The 15,005-nt window shown below is 60.8% G+C and carries 15 protein-coding genes; 12 read left to right on the forward strand and 3 right to left on the reverse strand.

Annotation, left to right across the window (positions count from 1 at the left end; translation table 11 throughout):
* Positions 1 to 33 precede the first annotated feature (33 nt).
* From B0919_RS20650 to ccsA, 5 genes are all read left to right on the forward strand, one after another.
* On the forward strand, positions 34 to 666 hold the full coding sequence (locus B0919_RS20650; protein WP_078014287.1) for a heme exporter protein CcmB: 633 nt from the start codon (positions 34 to 36) through the stop codon (positions 664 to 666).
* 82 nt (positions 667 to 748) lie between these two features.
* Complete coding sequence (locus B0919_RS20655; RefSeq protein ID WP_078014195.1) at positions 749 to 1,420, forward strand: cytochrome c biogenesis protein; 672 nt, start codon at positions 749 to 751, stop codon at positions 1,418 to 1,420.
* Positions 1,401 to 1,652 (forward strand): CcmD family protein, encoded by a 252-nt coding sequence (locus B0919_RS20660; RefSeq protein WP_078014196.1) that lies wholly within the window; start codon positions 1,401 to 1,403, stop codon positions 1,650 to 1,652. The genes B0919_RS20655 and B0919_RS20660 overlap by 20 nt, the downstream gene beginning before the upstream one ends.
* Before the next feature lie 109 nt (positions 1,653 to 1,761).
* Positions 1,762 to 2,190, forward strand: a complete 429-nt coding sequence (locus tag B0919_RS20665; RefSeq protein WP_078014197.1) for a cytochrome c maturation protein CcmE — start codon at positions 1,762 to 1,764, stop codon at positions 2,188 to 2,190.
* Positions 2,191 to 2,247: 57 nt separating this feature from the next.
* A complete protein-coding gene (gene ccsA, locus B0919_RS20670; RefSeq protein WP_317043903.1) occupies positions 2,248 to 4,848 on the forward strand; it encodes a cytochrome c biogenesis protein CcsA in 2,601 nt (866 codons plus the stop codon).
* A gap of 103 nt (positions 4,849 to 4,951) precedes the next feature.
* Here the strand turns inward: ccsA and B0919_RS20675 are convergent, their stop codons facing one another.
* From B0919_RS20675 to B0919_RS20680, 3 genes are all read right to left on the reverse strand, one after another.
* Positions 4,952 to 6,850, reverse strand: coding sequence for a T9SS type A sorting domain-containing protein (locus tag B0919_RS20675; RefSeq protein ID WP_078014198.1), 1,899 nt, complete (start codon positions 6,848 to 6,850; stop codon positions 4,952 to 4,954).
* Positions 6,851 to 7,149: 299 nt separating this feature from the next.
* Positions 7,150 to 7,680, reverse strand: coding sequence for a hypothetical protein (locus B0919_RS24900; RefSeq protein ID WP_139362295.1), 531 nt, complete (start codon positions 7,678 to 7,680; stop codon positions 7,150 to 7,152).
* Between the two features lie 18 nt (positions 7,681 to 7,698).
* Positions 7,699 to 9,651 (reverse strand): T9SS type A sorting domain-containing protein, encoded by a 1,953-nt coding sequence (locus B0919_RS20680; RefSeq protein WP_078014199.1) that lies wholly within the window; start codon positions 9,649 to 9,651, stop codon positions 7,699 to 7,701.
* Between the two features lie 259 nt (positions 9,652 to 9,910).
* On the opposite strand from B0919_RS20680, the gene B0919_RS20685 reads away from it, so the two are divergent.
* The 7 genes from B0919_RS20685 (at position 9,911) to B0919_RS20715 (ending at position 14,833) form a co-directional block, all read left to right on the forward strand.
* Complete coding sequence (locus B0919_RS20685) at positions 9,911 to 10,699, forward strand: Rossmann-like and DUF2520 domain-containing protein (protein WP_176133158.1); 789 nt, start codon at positions 9,911 to 9,913, stop codon at positions 10,697 to 10,699.
* A 169-nt stretch (positions 10,700 to 10,868) separates the two neighbouring features.
* Complete coding sequence (locus B0919_RS20690; protein WP_078014201.1) at positions 10,869 to 11,201, forward strand: 2Fe-2S iron-sulfur cluster-binding protein; 333 nt, start codon at positions 10,869 to 10,871, stop codon at positions 11,199 to 11,201.
* Between the two features lie 138 nt (positions 11,202 to 11,339).
* Complete coding sequence (gene iscX, locus B0919_RS20695) at positions 11,340 to 11,576, forward strand: Fe-S cluster assembly protein IscX (protein ID WP_078014202.1); 237 nt, start codon at positions 11,340 to 11,342, stop codon at positions 11,574 to 11,576.
* A 119-nt stretch (positions 11,577 to 11,695) separates the two neighbouring features.
* Positions 11,696 to 12,172, forward strand: a complete 477-nt coding sequence (locus B0919_RS20700) for a KdsC family phosphatase (RefSeq protein WP_078014203.1) — start codon at positions 11,696 to 11,698, stop codon at positions 12,170 to 12,172.
* Between the two features lie 114 nt (positions 12,173 to 12,286).
* Complete coding sequence (locus B0919_RS20705) at positions 12,287 to 12,481, forward strand: cold-shock protein (RefSeq protein WP_078014204.1); 195 nt, start codon at positions 12,287 to 12,289, stop codon at positions 12,479 to 12,481.
* A 138-nt stretch (positions 12,482 to 12,619) separates the two neighbouring features.
* On the forward strand, positions 12,620 to 13,528 hold the full coding sequence (locus B0919_RS20710) for a geranylgeranylglycerol-phosphate geranylgeranyltransferase (protein ID WP_078014205.1): 909 nt from the start codon (positions 12,620 to 12,622) through the stop codon (positions 13,526 to 13,528).
* Positions 13,529 to 13,645: 117 nt separating this feature from the next.
* The gene (locus B0919_RS20715; RefSeq protein WP_078014206.1) at positions 13,646 to 14,833 is read left to right on the forward strand and encodes a BamA/TamA family outer membrane protein; all 1,188 of its coding nucleotides are present in this window, start codon (positions 13,646 to 13,648) and stop codon (positions 14,831 to 14,833) included.
* The last annotated feature ends 172 nt before the right edge of the window (positions 14,834 to 15,005 follow it).

Genomic DNA, 15,005 nt, shown 5'->3' on the forward strand with positions numbered 1-15,005 from the left:
GCCGTGCAGCTGTTACGCGAGATTTGGTACCTGATGCAGAAGGACTTCCGCCTGGAATGGCGGCAGCGCTCCGCCCTCAACGGCATGCTGTTGTACGTGGGGAGCACCGTCTACGTCTGCTACCTGAGCTTCGTGCGCGGGGGGCAATTGCCGGCGCCGGCCTGGAATGCTTTGTTGTGGATTATTTTGTTGTTCACGGCTATTAACGCCGTGGCCAAGAGTTTCCTGCAGGAAAGCCGGGGCCGCTTGCTCTATTACTACACCCTGGCGCGGCCCGAGGCCGTGATTCTGGCCAAGATTGCCTACAACACCCTGCTGCTGCTGGGCCTGGGGCTGGCCGCTTTCGGGGCGTACGCGGTGGTGCTCGGCAACCCGGTGCAGGACCTGCCGCGCTTCACGCTGGTGGTGGCGCTGGGCGCCGTAGGCTTCGCCACCGCCCTGACGATGATTTCCGGCATTGCTGCCAAAGCCGCCAACAGCAACACGCTGATGCCGGTGCTGGGTTTCCCGGTGGTCATCCCCATTCTGCTGCAACTCATCAAAGCCGCCAAAAACGCCCTGGATGGCCTCGATGCCTCCCCGCAACCGCTGTACATGCTGCTCGGGCTGAGCCTGCTGGTGGTAGCGGTGTCGTACCTGCTCTACCCTTTCCTGTGGCGAACCTGACTGGAGAGAGTTCAGGGCCGAAGGCTGAGTAGCTAGCTCCCGGCGTTCTGCAACTGGTTTCAGTTCTAACTTCTAACGTCTCATGTCTAAAAACTGGTGGAAAGTGCTGACGGTGGTGCTGCTGGTGTACACCGTGGTGATGGGCCTGCTGGGCCAGGCGCCGCGGCTGGCCATCCTCAACGAAACCATCCGCAACCTCTACTTCCACGTGCCGATGTGGTTCGGCATGACCATTATTCTGTTTGCCTCGGTGGTGTACTCGGTGCGCTACCTGCGCAAGCCCTCCGACCGGCTCGACGTACTGGCCCACCAAACGGCCCAAACCGGCGTCATCATGGCGGTACTCGGGCTGGCTACGGGCAGCATCTGGGCCCGCTTTACCTGGGGCACGTGGTGGACGGCCGATCCGCGCCTGAACGGCGCCGCCGTGGCCGTGCTCATCTACGGCGCTTACCTGGTGCTGCGCTCCTCCATCACCGATGAGCAGCAGCGCGCCCGCATTTCGGCCGTCTACAACATCTTCGCCTTCTGCGCCGCCATTCCGCTGCTGTTCATCCTGCCGCGCCTGACGGACTCCTTGCACCCCGGTGCCGGCGGCAACCCCGGCTTCAGCAAGTACGACCTCGACAACAACATGCGCTTGGTGTTCTACCCGGCCGTCATCGGCTGGACGCTGCTCGGAGTGTGGATTACCAACGTGTCGGCGCGCCTGACCTTCGTCAAACACAAGCTGTATGAAAAGCAACTGGCTTAACTGCCTCTCGCGCCGCGCCCTGCTGGCGCTGGCCGCCGTGCTGCTGCCGATGCTGTCGGCCGTAGCGCAGCAAACCGCTGCCGCCGGCCCCGAAATGGCCGACCAACTGCGCCAAGACGGCAAAATCTACGTGGTCGTAGCCGTCATCGTGGTCATCCTCGTCGGCGTGCTGGGCTACCTGATCAGCATCGACCGGAAAGTGAGCCGCCTGGAGCGGGAACTGCGCGACTAACAAAAATCATTTCGAAGCGGCGGATTTTTTCCGCCCTTTGCGGTTGTTTCAATGGGCTGACTGCCGAGCGGTCGGTCCAATTTTACCGGCTGCTGTTGCCTTAAGCACCATGAAAAAAACACATTTGCTCGCCCTCGTCGTCATTGCCATTGCCATCGGCATCGTGGTGGCCACCGCCGGCGACGCGTCCGTGTACGTCTCGTTCAAAGAAGCCAAGGAGCTGGCCGCCGACGGCGACCTGCGCAAGGTGCACGTGGTGGGCCGTCTGCCGCACGACGGGCAGAAAAACATCATCGGGATGCAGTACAACCCGACGCTGGACCCCAACTATTTCACCTTTATGCTGGTTGACACCAACAAGGTGCAGCAGCAGGTGGTGTACTTCAACCCCAAGCCTCAGGATTTCGACAAATCCGAGCAGGTGGTGATTACCGGCAACATGCGCAACGACGTGTTTGTGGCCGATAAAATCCTGCTGAAGTGCCCGTCGAAGTACGTGGAGAAAGACGTGAAAGGCGCCACGGCGTCCATCAACTAACAACCATACCAATGAGCAACGACCGGAGCAGCTGCGTGCGGCTCGTGTCGTTGCTCATTGTTCATTGAGCAGAGCATGAACATCGGCGACTGGGGACATTTAAGCGTTATCGTGGCCTTCGTGGCGGCGGTAGTGTCGACATTGGGCTACTACATGGCCTCGCGCGGCCGGGCGCTGGGCGACACCGACGCGGCGTGGCTGCGCTTCGGGCGCGGCGCCTTCGTGGTGCACGGCGTGGCCGTTATCGGCGTCATTGTGGCGCTGTTTGGCATCATTCACGGCCACCGCTACGAGTACTACTACGCCTGGTCGCACTCCAGCAACCACCTGCCGGTGTACTACATGATTTCCTGCTTCTGGGAAGGACAGGAGGGCTCGTTCCTGCTGTGGATATTCTGGCACGTGGTCATCGGCGCCTTCATCATCCGCGGCTCGCGGCAGTGGGAAGCGCCGGTAATGGCCGTGTTTGCCTTCGTGCAGATCTTCCTCATGTCCATGATTCTGGGCGTGCTGGTGGGCGGCCTGAAGCTGGGCTCGTCGCCGTTTATCCTGATGAAGGAGTTCATGCCCGATCTGCCGGTGTACAAGCTCAACCCGGACTTTGTGCCGCAGGACGGCACCGGCCTGAACGCGCTGCTGCAGAACTACTGGATGGTGATTCACCCGCCTACGCTGTTCCTGGGCTTTGCCCTCACGCTGGTGCCCTTCGCCTACGCCGTGGCCGGCCTCTGGAAAGGGGAGCTGACGCAGTGGGTGTCGCCGGCCATTCGCTGGAGCCTCGTGGGCGGCGGTGTACTGGGTGTCGGCATCATGATGGGCGCTTACTGGGCCTACGAGACGCTGAACTTCGGCGGCTACTGGAACTGGGACCCGGTGGAAAACGCCGTGTACATTCCGTGGCTGGTGCTGGTAGCGGCCCTGCACGCACTGGTGCTCTGGCAGCGCGGCAAAACCGGCCTGCGCACGGCCTTTAGCCTGGTAGTAGCTACGTTCCTGCTGGTGCTGTACGCTACTTTCCTCACCCGCTCGGGCGTGCTCGGCAACGCCTCGGTGCACTCCTTCACCGACCTGGGCCTTTCGGGCCAACTGCTGGTGTACCTCATGGCCTTCGTGGTGCTGAGCATCGCGCTGCTGGTGTGGCGCTGGAAGCAGATTCCGGTATCGGAGAAAGAGTTGACGATGTACAACGCTGAGCTGTGGGTGTTTGTGGGCGCGACAGTGCTCTGCCTCGGGGCCTTCCAGGTGCTCTTCACCACCAGCATTCCGGTGTGGAATGCGTTGGTGGGCTTCTTCGGCATCAAGTCGAACCTGGCTCTGCCGGCCGATCAGATTGCTCACTACACCAAGTTCCAGCTGTGGCTGGGCGTGCTGGTGGCCCTGTTCTCGGGCATTGCGCAGCTGCTGTGGTGGCAGCGCAACGACAAGGAGACGGTGCTGAACTCGATTTCTATCCCGGCCATTCTCACGCTGCTCGGCGCTAGCCTGGGCATCCTGCTGGTGCGCCAGAACGGGGCTCATCAGATGTCTCTGCCCTACATCGCGCTGCTGACCACCGGCCTGTTCGGGGTGCTGGCCAACCTGAGCATGCTGCTGCAGCTGGTGCGCCGTGGCGTGCGCCTCTCGGGCGGCGCGGTGTCGCACATCGGTATTGCGCTCATGCTGCTGGGCATTCTGGCCTCGGCGGGCTACTCCAAGATTATTTCGCAGAATACCTCGGGCCTGCTCTACTCGCGCCAGTTCTCGGAGGAGGACAACCGCGACAACGTGCTGCTGTGGCGCAACGACCCCGGCAAGATGGGCCCCTACGAGCTGACTTACACCGGCCAGTACTTCGACGCGCCCGGCGTGCCGGAGTACGTGAGCAAGGAGCTGCTCTTCCCTGTAGTCAACGACGAATACAAAGCCGTGGCCCGGGGCGAAATCAAGGTAGGGGAGAAGGTGTACTACAAGGCCGGCGACACGCTCGAAATCCGGCCCGAGGACACCTACTACCGCGTAGCCTACAAAAACCAGGAGTCCGGCGACGAGTTTGTGCTCTTCCCGCGTGCCCAGGCCAACGAGGAAATGGGCGGCCTGCTCGCCTCGCCCGACATCAAGCTGTTCTGGGACCACGACATCTACTCGCACGTATCGTCGGTGCCTGATCCGAACAAGGAAAAAGACTGGTCGGAAGTGAAGCAGTACAGCGTGGCTATGAATGACACGCTGTTCCTGAACGACTACTTCGCCATCTTCAAGAACGCCGAGCCGGCGCACAACACCGCCGGGCTGGGCCTGAACCCCGGCGACGTAGCGGTGCAGGGCGACATCATCGTGTACGGCGAAAAGAACAAGCAATACCACGCGCACCCCATCTTCATTGTGGGCAAAAGCGGTATGGTGGGCCGCGTAGCCGACGAAGTCGAAGACCTGGGCCTGCGCATCACGCTCGACAACATCGACCCGCAGAAGGGCAAGTTCACTTTTGGCGTAGCTACCACCCAGAAGGACTACGTCATCCTCAAAGCCATGGAGAAACCCTTCATCAACCTGCTCTGGAGCGGCACGCTGCTCATGGGCCTGGGCTTTGGTATAGCGGTAGTGCAGCGCGGCCGCAAGCCGAAGCCCGTGCCAGCGGCCAAAGTGCCCCGCGGCGCCAAGCAGGTGCAGGCGGCCTAAGCAGCCCATAGATCAATAAACACAACGCCCCGGCCAGCAGCTGCTGACCGGGGCGTTGTGTTTCGGGGCAAGGCCACCGCCCGTGGGCGGTGGCTCGTGCGCCTTACTTCTGGATGGACAGGTTACGAATCGTGAATTCGTTGCCGGCCTTCACCTTCAGCACGTACATGCCGTTGGCCAGGGCATCCAGCCGCAGCTTGTTCTCGAAGTTGTCGCGCACCGTGCTCTGGAATACGCGTTGGCCCAGCATGTTGGTGATTTCCACCTCCAGGCCGTTTTTGGCGTTGGCGTTGCGCACTTCCAGCGTAACGGCGCCCGTGCTCGGGTTGGGGTACACGTTGATGGCGCGGCTGAGGATTTCCGAGTTGCCCGTAACCGCCGTTTGCGTCACTTGCAGGTCGTCGACGGCGATGAAGAACTGATCCGCCAGGCTGTAGGCGTGGAAACCGATGTAGTACACGCCGTTGGCCGTCGGGGTGATGGCCGTAACGGCCGGAGCCGTACCCACACCCGTCGTAACGTAGGGGTTGGTGGCAATGTTGGCGTTCTGCCAGATGGTCGTCGTCTGGTCGGCGGGGGTAGCGCCGGTGCCGTACTTCACTTCCATGCGCTCGGGGTAGTTGGTGCCGCTGTTGCGGTACTTAAACGAGAGCTGGTAGGTGTAGCCGCTGCGCAGGAACAAGCCCGGCGTGAAGAACCAGTCGTCGGCCGGGGTGGTGCCGTCTTCGTTGTAGTAGTAGACGATGGCATTGGGGCTCGACGAGCTTACCGGCGCCGGGCCTTGGTCGGTGGGTACCGTGCTGCGCACAATCCACGGGGTGTTGTCGTTGTTGTTGTCGGCCACCGTAATATCGCAGGGCGTATCGCCGCTGGCCACGCCGTCGAAGTTCTCCGTGTAGGGGAACACCGACACGATGGAAGCCGGGCTGCAAGCGGCACGCAGGCGGAAGGGGCCGGCCAGCGTGCTTTGGGTGGTGCCTCCGCAGTTGGAGCGGATGTACACGTCGTAGACGTTACCCGCCGTCAGGCCGCTGAGCGTGTAGGGCGAAGCAGTGGCCGTAACGGTGGTGCCAGCCGAAGCCGGGTTGAAGCCCGACGGGCCGTAGATGATGCTGTAATCGGTACCGGCGCCGGGCACCGTGAAGTTGGCTACCGCCGAGGTGGTGGTGATGCTGGTGAAATTCAGGCCAGCGGGCGGCGAGCAGGCATCGGGTGCAAAGCGGAACGTCTGGCCGGCGGTGGGCAAGTTGTTCTTGTCGTACTCAAAGTACGTCGTGGTGTAGTTCGTGTTCTGGAACGTCGGCGAAGCCCACGGCGTGGCGGTCGTTTTGACGGCCAGCAGCAGCTGACCAGTCGCCGGACCCGAGCCCTTGAGGCCTACGCCGCCCACTTGCTCATCGGCGGTAGAGCCCGGGGTATTGGGGCCGTACACGAACTCGATGTTGTTCGTGGTTTCGTAGAGCTTGACCTGAAAGGTGAAGTTGGTGAACTGCGCCGGAATGGGGCTGGCCCGCGGAACGTACTCCGTCATGTTGCCCCACTGAATGGTGCACACGCGGTTGGGCGCGGTGCCGCTGGTGGCTACGCGGTAGCTGGTGCTGGTGCCCACCAGGTCATTGAAGAGCGGGAACAGCAGGTTGTTGTCAGCCGGGTCGCTGCTGCTGAAGAAGTCGTCAAACACGTCGCTGGTCGGCGTGTTGCCCAGCTTCATAAAGCCGTTGGTGCCCAGCACGAATTGGGTAAACACCTGCCCGTTGTAGGCAAACGGAAAGCCGATGCTTTGCGGGTTGGAAACGTCATCGTCCGGGTCGGCTACGTTGATAACCGTGCCGTTGGTGCCCAGGTCGACGAACGAGGTAGTGGTGCTGGTAGCACCGCTGGTACCGTAGTTCAGCCCTTGGGCTTGGGCGCCGACGGTGCCAGCCAGCGTGGCCAGCAGCGTCGCCAGGGTCAGGCGTTGCCAGGCCGAAGCCTTGCGCCCTGCTTGGTAGAGTTTGTTCATGGGTGGTGATTGAGGGGTAAACAAAAAGACGCTTGGTAGGTCAGCGCCGACTGCAAAGTAATAGGCAGGCAGTTAGCAACGGTTAAGCAACACGGGTGATAAAGCATTTGGCCTGTATAGTACAATATGTGTGCTGAATTAAATGCAAAACGGTCGGCGCGCGAGAGCGGGCCGACCGTTTTGTAAGCTAAATACTCATTTAATATTGCTACCTGCGATAGGCAAAGTTGCCTTGTTTATGAAATAGTTACGAATAGATGAGTATTGATTATTATCTAAATTTTATATTATATGATTAGTCATATCTCACATATTGGGGCGTTGTTTGAATTATTTATTAAAATACCTTTGCTTGGGTCAGTTTCCCTAGAATCAGTTGATGAACGTAAAGGAATATTTTCAACTATTAAAGCGTAATTGTACCTAGGTGAGAATGGACTTGCAAATCCGCCAGGAATATTGGCTGGTATAATGGTATTGTGCGGAAAAAGACACTGAGAGCTAATAGCAACGTTAGATTCAATAAGGTATCGATTGCAATTGCCACCAAAGTCGGTTTGTTGTAGATAAACGTTGAAATACGTGGTAGAAGTAGGCTGACCTGTGCAAGGAAATTCTACTCGCCATTTTAAAAGGCTGCCAGCTGAAAAACCAGAGCTGAGCTCGGAAGGCGTATTAGTTATTACTAGATTAAATAAATAATTTGTGCTGTTATTACTTGTTTTTGCAGAAATATCATAGCCTTTCGGGAGTAGCTGCTCTGATTCTTCACAACCACTAACTATTGAAGTTAGTGCAAAAGCGGCGATTAGGTATGCAAAAGATTTCATGGGGTTCTAGTGATTAGCTTACTTGCGGATGCTGATGCTGCGGGTCATGTACTGGTCGCCTTGGCTGAGCTTCAGCGTGTACAGGCCGTTGGCCAGGTTGGAGAGGTCCAGACGGTTCTCGAAGTTGTCCTTAGCCGAGCCGCTGTACACGCGCTGGCCAAGTAGGTTGGTCACCTCTACCTGCAGGTTGCCTTTGGCGTTGGCGCCGCGCAGCGCAAGCGTGAACTGGCCGTTGTTGCTCGGGTTGGGGTACACGCTCACGGCCGCCTCCAACGCCTTCGATACGCCCGTCGTCGTGCTCATGACGGCTTCGATCATCGGAAGGCCTGCATTGCCGGCAGCCGCATCAGCTAGCACCTGCTGACCCGTGCCGGTGAAGGCCCGAATGGTGTAGCTCGCACCCGGACGGGTTGGCGTCTCATCCTGCAGCGTGATGGGATAATAAATCAGGTTGCTGGTGGCGTAGGTGGATACCAGGCCCACGAAGAAGTCGCCGGGGGTAACGGCTATCGGCGTGGCGAAGGTAAACGTCTTATCCGCCAAGATGTTGACGTCGTTGGCCTGAACTACGTAGTTCGGGGTGCGGCCCAGCACCGTGCCGGTGGCGTCCAGCGCCACGGCGTATACCGTCTGCCCAACCGTGGCGGCGTTGGTGCTGGATGCGTTGGCGCTGGCCAGGCGCACGTTCACCGCCGTTATCGTGCCAGCCGAGTTGGTGGTATACTTCACCACGTTGGCCGTAGCGGTAGCCCCCGTAGCCGGCGAAGCCCCGAAGATATAGGTGCCAACGGTGCCGTTGTCGTAACGGAATGCGTTGCTCGTTACTGCTTGGCCGAAGAGCATCGTGTTGTTGGTCACGACTTCATCGTTCGGGAGGCTCACCGTCACCACGTTGTTGCCAAGCGCAGAAACCGTGTACGGATCGAAGGTCACCGTAGTCGAAGCCCCGGCCGCCAACGAAGGAATGGTTTTGGTGTTGGTGTACGTGTTGACGCCTCGCACGTTCAGCGTGACCTGCAGCGACTGTTGTTCGTTGGTGCCGGCATTGCGAATAACTGCCTGCACCGCGTGGGGACTGGCAAGGCGCGGGAGCTTGCCAAGGGTGTAAATGGCCCGTACCTCGGCGTCGTTGGCCGGGGCCCCGTTGAAGCGGTAGGTCCGACCCTGGTCGGGCGGGAAGGTGTTGCGCACGAAGTGCGAAGGAGGGTACGTGATGCCATTCTGCACGACGTCGGCGCTGAAGGTCGTTACGCTCCACGGCGTAGCGCTGGAGGGCTTCGAGGCAAACAGACGGTCGGCCGAGTTAGGTGTGGATCCTTTCAGACCAATCAGGAAAGGCTGGCCGGTAGCCGTCGCCGAGTTGGGCGTCCAGGTGCCGTACACAAGCTCGATGTTGTTCGTGGTTTCGTACAGCTTGATCTGAAACTGCATGGAGACGAACTGCGCCGGAATAGTCGTGGTGCCCGACACCGTAGCTTTATCGGCTACGTTCTTAAACTGAATCGTGCACACGCGGTTGGGGGCCGTACCCGTGGTGACCATCCGGTACTCCGTCGGCGAAGGAGACTGGTTGGCAGCAGCCTGCAAATCCACCCCGCCAGCAGCCGAAATGATGTTTACGTCGGCGGGGCTGTTGGTTAAGAAGTTGATGAGGTTGTCGGCCGAGGGGCTGGTGTTGCCCAGCTTGATAAAGCCGTTGGTGTTCAGTACAAATTCAGTGAACTGCTGGCTGTTGTACCGGAAGGTAAACCCAATCTGCTGGGGCTGGGAGGTGGCATCGTCGTTGTTGGCCGTAACGATGGCAGTACCGGTGGCGCCCAGGTCGTTGTAGGTTCCGGTTACGTTCTGCGCGGTGGCTACGGTATAGCCCAGAACCTGCGCGTTAGCGGCGGTGCCAGCAAAGCCAAGCAGGCCCAGCAGCGCCAGACCACGCCAGTTGCTCACACGGGCAACGTGCTGAATGAAATCCATGTCGGAGGGTAAAAGTGGGTGAATAAGAAAGAGAAAAGGTGAGTGAGCGGCCTGTAGGGCTCGTGCAAGCTATTTTGCGCCCCTAAAATGCGGAATTTTCACCGGCGAAACGCTGATTCTAGCACCTAAATCTTTGCCGGAGCAGGCCACGCCAAGTCCATTTCCATACGGGTTGCTGGTTCTGCACCGTATGTAACAAGTACATAAGCGGGCTACGCTTCGGTCTGGCGGCCCCGTTCACGTCCTCCTTTTGCCCACCGTGCCAACGCCTTTTACCATCATCCTGCTAGGAGCCGGCCGGGTAGCCAGCCAGCTGGCTCCAGCCCTTGCCAGCGCCGGACACCGTCTGGCGGCCGTGTGGAGCCGCCACGAAGCCTCGGCCCGCGCCGTGGCCGCCCCGCTGGGCGGGGCCGTGCTCAGCGGCCCCGCCCCCGACTTCACCGCCCTGCCTTCGGCCGACCTCTACCTGCTGGCCGTACCCGATCATGCCGCGCCCGCCGTGATAAGCGCTGCCCGCTTTCCGGCCGGGGCGTTGGTAGCGCACACCTCGGGCGCATTGCCCCTGGCGTTGTTTGCGGCCCAGCCCGCGGTGCGGGGCGGCGTATTTTACCCCTTACAGACGTTCAGCCCCGGTCGCGTTATTGACTGGCCCGCCGTGCCCATGTGCCTGGAAGCCGCCGACGAAGCCGGAATGCACACACTTACGGCCGTAGCCCATACGCTGAGCCAGCGCGTGCTGGCCGTGGGCTCGGCGCAGCGGCAGCAGCTGCACGTGGCGGCCGTGTTTGCCAGCAACTTCACCAACCACCTGCTGGGCCTGGCCGATGCGCTGCTCAGCGAGGCCCGCTTGCCCGCCGACTTGCTCCATCCGCTGGTGCGCGAAACCGTGGGCAAGGCCCTGGCCAACCCGCCCTTCAGCGTGCAGACCGGCCCGGCCGTGCGCCACGACGAGGCCACCATTGCCACGCACCTGGCCGCCCTGGCGGCGCACCCCAGCTGGCAGACGCTGTACGCCCAGCTGACGGCCAGCATTCAGGCAGTCAGCTAAAAAGGGCCTTGCTGCGCAGTAAAGCCCGGGTTTGATTTACCGGGCCAGACGCTGCCGAGCCCAGACAAAGTGGCTGCCGCTCAAACATCTGCGCGGGTTTCGGACTTTATGCACCGGCCTGCGTACCTTTGCGGCCTCATTTTGTACCCTGCACGCATTTACCTTTTCTGTGAAAGCCGTTAACATCACCTTCAAGTTTTCGGACGGGCAGCCCGAGCAGACCCACGTGGCCGCCGAGGGCGAATCGGTGCTCGACGTAGCGCTGAACAACGGCATCCAGCTGCAGCACAACTGCGGCGGCGTGTGCGGCTGCAGCACCTGCCACGTGTACGTGCTACAGGGTGGCGACGAGCTGCCCGAAATCAGCGACAAGGAAGAAGACTTCATCGACCGCGCCGTGAACCCGCGCCTGAACTCGCGCTTGGCCTGCCAGTGCGTCGTGCAGTCCGCTACCGAAAACCTCGTCATCGAGATTCCGCACCAGGACTTCCTGGGCCATTAATTTTAAAATGTGCGGAATGTGGTTGAGTGTGAGTAATGTGCAGAATGCGGTTGGGCTGCATGTCTGATTGCTAGCACAGTAGCTCATCTTGATTTCCACATTTAAGCCCATTCACCCCACATTTTCCACATTCGAAAGATGACCCACTTCGAGCCGCCGATAAACTGGCAGGACCATGAGGATATTGCCATGGCCCTCTACGAAAAGTTTGGCGACGACTTCACCGAAGCCAAAATCTACCGCATCCGCTTCACCGATCTGCTGGAGTGGGTGCTGAGCCTCCCCAATTTCGAGGGCACCCGCGAACAGGCCAACGAAGGCCACCTGGAGCAGATCCAGGCCAAGTGGGTGTACGAGTGGCGCGACAACCAATAGCAGTTGGAGAGTTAAAGAGGGTAGGAGTTTACGAGTTGTCGTGCTGATGACTCCTAAACTTCTACCCTCTTCCACTCCCAAACTCCCAGACTCGTTAACTCCTAACCTTGATAGAGCCCATGGCTCCTGACTTTTCCGCCATCGAGGCCTTTGTGTTCGACGTCGACGGGGTGCTGACCGACGGCACCCTGCTGGCGCTGAGCACCGGCGAGCAGGCGCGCACCTTCCACATCCGCGACGGCTACGCCATCCGGCACGCATTGCGCCGCGGCTACCGCGTGGTCATCATTTCGGGCCGCGAGGAGGAGGGCGTACGCAAGCGGCTACAGTCGCTGGACGTGACGGAAATCTACCTCGGCGTCGACGACAAGGTGAAGGTATTTGCCGCCTGCGGGCTCGATGCGGCCCGCGTGGCGTACATGGGCGACGACATGCCCGACCTGGACGTGATGCAGCGCTGCCTCCTGCCGGCGTGCCCGGCCGATGCCGCCACCGACGTGCGTGCCATCAGCCAGTACGTAGCCGAGTTGCCCGGTGGGCGCGGCGCCGTGCGCGAACTGATCGAGGCGGTGATGAAAGCCCAGGGACGCTGGTAGCCCGGCGGGCTTCATAATTTGTTCACAAGACGTTGGTAAGGGGCTACTTGCAAGTGTGCGATATTCCGGTACATTTACCGGACATTTGTTCACCTTTCTCCTTTTCGCTTACCAATGAAAACAGGAACCGTCAAATTCTTTAATGAGTCGAAGGGCTACGGCTTCATTACGGAAGATGCCACCAAAGAGGATTTCTTCGTGCACATCACTGGCCTCAATGGCGTGCAGGTGCAACAGCACGACCGCGTCGAATTCGAGACGCGCGACGGCCGCAAAGGCGTTAACGCCGTTAACGTAAAGAAGGTCTGAGAAAACGCTACACGACTTCCCTATTGCAAAAGCCCTTGCCCCGCAGCAAGGGCTTTTTTCTTGGCGGTAGGCCCGCCGGGGCGCAGCCCGTAATTTTGTCGTCCGCCTATTGTTGTAGGTGCTGTTTCCGCTGCCGTTATGCCTCCATCCGTGAGCGAGTCGCTGTCTTCGTCTGCCTCCGCAGGTGCCCGCTGGCGCCACCTGGTACGGCTGGTGCGCCTGCCCAACCTGCTCATCATGGCCCTGACGCTCACGCTCACGCAGACCTGCCTGCTGGCGCCCGAGCAGCCGCTGGCGGCCCTCGTCGACGTGCGGTTTTTGCTGGTGAGCCTGGCCATGCTCTGCGTGGCGGCGGGCGGCTACATCATCAACGATTACTACGACGTCAAAATCGACGCCATCAACCGGCCGGGTACGCTGGTGGTGGGGCATACCGTGGGGCGGCGCACGGCCATGATGGCCCACTTGGTCCTTTCGTTTGAGGGCGTGGTAGTGGCGGCCGCGCTAAGCAAGGTAGTGGGGCTAGTGACGCTGGGCGCGGCGCTGCTGCTCTGGGGCTACTCGGCTCGCTTCAAGCGCCTGGCCCTGGTCGGCAACCTGAGCATCGCGGCCCTGACGGCGGCGGCCGTGCTGCTGCCCGAGTTGCTGCGGCGCACCGGCGACTCGGCCGTGTGGGCTTACGCGCTGGCGGCCTTTCTGCTGACGGTGGTGCGCGAGATTGTGAAGGACATCGAGGATATGCGGGGCGACGCCCAGCACGACTGCCGCACGCTGCCCATCGTGGCGGGCGTGGCACGCAGCAAGTGGGTGGCGGGCCTGTTTCTGCTGTGCCTGGTCACGCTGGTGGCGGGCGGGGTGTGGGCGGCCCTGCAGGTAGGGCACTGGCGACTGGGGCTGTGGCTGCTCGGCACGGTGCTGGCGCCGGCGCTGGTACTGGGTCAGCAGCTGCGCCGCGCCGACCGCCGCCGCGACTTTGCCCGCCTGAGCATGATGTGCAAGCTGATTATGCTCGCGGGCGTACTTTCGATGCTGGTGCTCGGGCGCTAGCCGACAACCGTGGGGCGGGCGGGCCCGTTAGCGAAGCGTTGCCCGCTGCGTTGGCAAGCCGCCGAGGCGTAGAGGCCCGCGGCAAGCTGTCAGGCGCAGCCTAACCCGCTACTACCCATGCACACCCGCTACACCACACTACTGAGCCTGTCGCTACTGGCGCAGCTGGCTCAGGCCCAAAACACCAGCCCCGCCGACTCGCTGGCTACTACTCCGGCTGCTGTCGCCCCCGCCAGCACGCTGCCGGAGCCGCCCAAGGACCCGCGCGACAAACCCAGCTTTATTCCGGCACCGGTGTTCTTCTACCAGCCCGAAACCGGCTTTGCCCTCGGCGCCGCCTTTCTGCCCGTCTGGCGCTTCGGCCGCGACTCCACCACCACGCGCAAATCCAACGCCCGCCTCATCGGCTGGTACTCGCAGAAAAAGCAGACGAGCCTGCAACTGCTCCACAACGTCTTCACCCGTGACGAGCGGTGGCTGCTCACCGGCGAAATTAGCTACTACGACTACCCGATCTTCTTCTACGGCATCGGCAACGACACCAAAACCCGCGACGAAAGCGAAATTTCGTACCAGCTGCTCACCTTCGACCAGCGCGTGCTGAAGAACGTAGTGGGCCGTTGGTTTCTGGGTGCCCGCTACCGCCTCACCGACCTGCGCAACATCCAGGTCGATGAGCCCCTGACCAACGACGAAGGCTCGCAGCGCCCCAACCTGCTCTACGACCTGCCCGCCCGGCAGCGCGAGAATACCATGGTGTCGGGGCTGGGGCCGAGCCTGATCCACGACGGGCGCGACAACATTCTGAACACCTACCGCGGCCATTACCTGGAGCTGCAGGGCCTGTTCAACACCAAAGGCCTCGGCTCGGACTACACCTTCACGCGCTACATCCTCGACGCGCGCCACTTCGAGCAGCTCGGCGGCACCAACACCATCTGGGCCTCGCAGCTGTACGCCCAGTTTCACAACGGCGACGTGCCGTTTCGGGAGCTGGCTACGCTGGGCGGTGCCAACCTGCTGCGCGGCATCTACGAAGGTCGCTTCCGGGGCCGGCAGCTGGTAGCCCTGCAAACGGAGCTGCGCAAGCACCTGTTCTGGCGCATCAACGGCGCGGCTTTCGTGGGCGTGGGCCAGGTGGCCAACCACCTCGACGACCTGCGCTTCACCGAATTCAACGTGGCTGGCGGCGCCGGCCTGCGCTTTCAGTTCAACCGCCGCGACCGGCTCAATATCCGTCTCGACTACGGGGTAGGCTCGGGCAAGTCCAGCGGCTTGTACTTCGGCGTGAGCGAAGCATTTTAATAAAGTCAGGTTTCGAACCCATAAAAGCCCCGCTGAATGCCTGCAAGAGCCTCAGTAGAACTTTAACTTAAAGTCTGATTCTGCCGACAATTGACACGTGCGGAGTAGGATAATCTGAACAATAATCAGGTACATTTAGCAGCCGTCCAAGTTGGGCGGCTGCTGTTGTATT

The sequence above is a fragment of the Hymenobacter sp. CRA2 genome (genome assembly GCF_002007105.1).
GTDB lineage: Bacteria > Bacteroidota > Bacteroidia > Cytophagales > Hymenobacteraceae > Solirubrum.

Coding starts and splice junctions, on each gene's coding strand:
- B0919_RS20650 (WP_078014287.1), top strand. CDS start 34: ATGCAGAAGGACTTCCGCCTGGAATGGCGGCAGCGCTCCGCCCTCAAC.
- B0919_RS24900 (WP_139362295.1), bottom strand. CDS start 7,680: ATGAAATCTTTTGCATACCTAATCGCCGCTTTTGCACTAACTTCAATA.
- B0919_RS20655 (WP_078014195.1), top strand. CDS start 749: ATGTCTAAAAACTGGTGGAAAGTGCTGACGGTGGTGCTGCTGGTGTAC.
- B0919_RS20715 (WP_078014206.1), top strand. CDS start 13,646: ATGCACACCCGCTACACCACACTACTGAGCCTGTCGCTACTGGCGCAG.
- B0919_RS20710 (WP_078014205.1), top strand. CDS start 12,620: ATGCCTCCATCCGTGAGCGAGTCGCTGTCTTCGTCTGCCTCCGCAGGT.
- B0919_RS20705 (WP_078014204.1), top strand. CDS start 12,287: ATGAAAACAGGAACCGTCAAATTCTTTAATGAGTCGAAGGGCTACGGC.
- B0919_RS20700 (WP_078014203.1), top strand. CDS start 11,696: ATGGCTCCTGACTTTTCCGCCATCGAGGCCTTTGTGTTCGACGTCGAC.
- B0919_RS20665 (WP_078014197.1), top strand. CDS start 1,762: ATGAAAAAAACACATTTGCTCGCCCTCGTCGTCATTGCCATTGCCATC.
- B0919_RS20680 (WP_078014199.1), bottom strand. CDS start 9,651: ATGGATTTCATTCAGCACGTTGCCCGTGTGAGCAACTGGCGTGGTCTG.
- iscX (WP_078014202.1), top strand. CDS start 11,340: ATGACCCACTTCGAGCCGCCGATAAACTGGCAGGACCATGAGGATATT.
- B0919_RS20675 (WP_078014198.1), bottom strand. CDS start 6,850: ATGAACAAACTCTACCAAGCAGGGCGCAAGGCTTCGGCCTGGCAACGC.
- B0919_RS20660 (WP_078014196.1), top strand. CDS start 1,401: ATGAAAAGCAACTGGCTTAACTGCCTCTCGCGCCGCGCCCTGCTGGCG.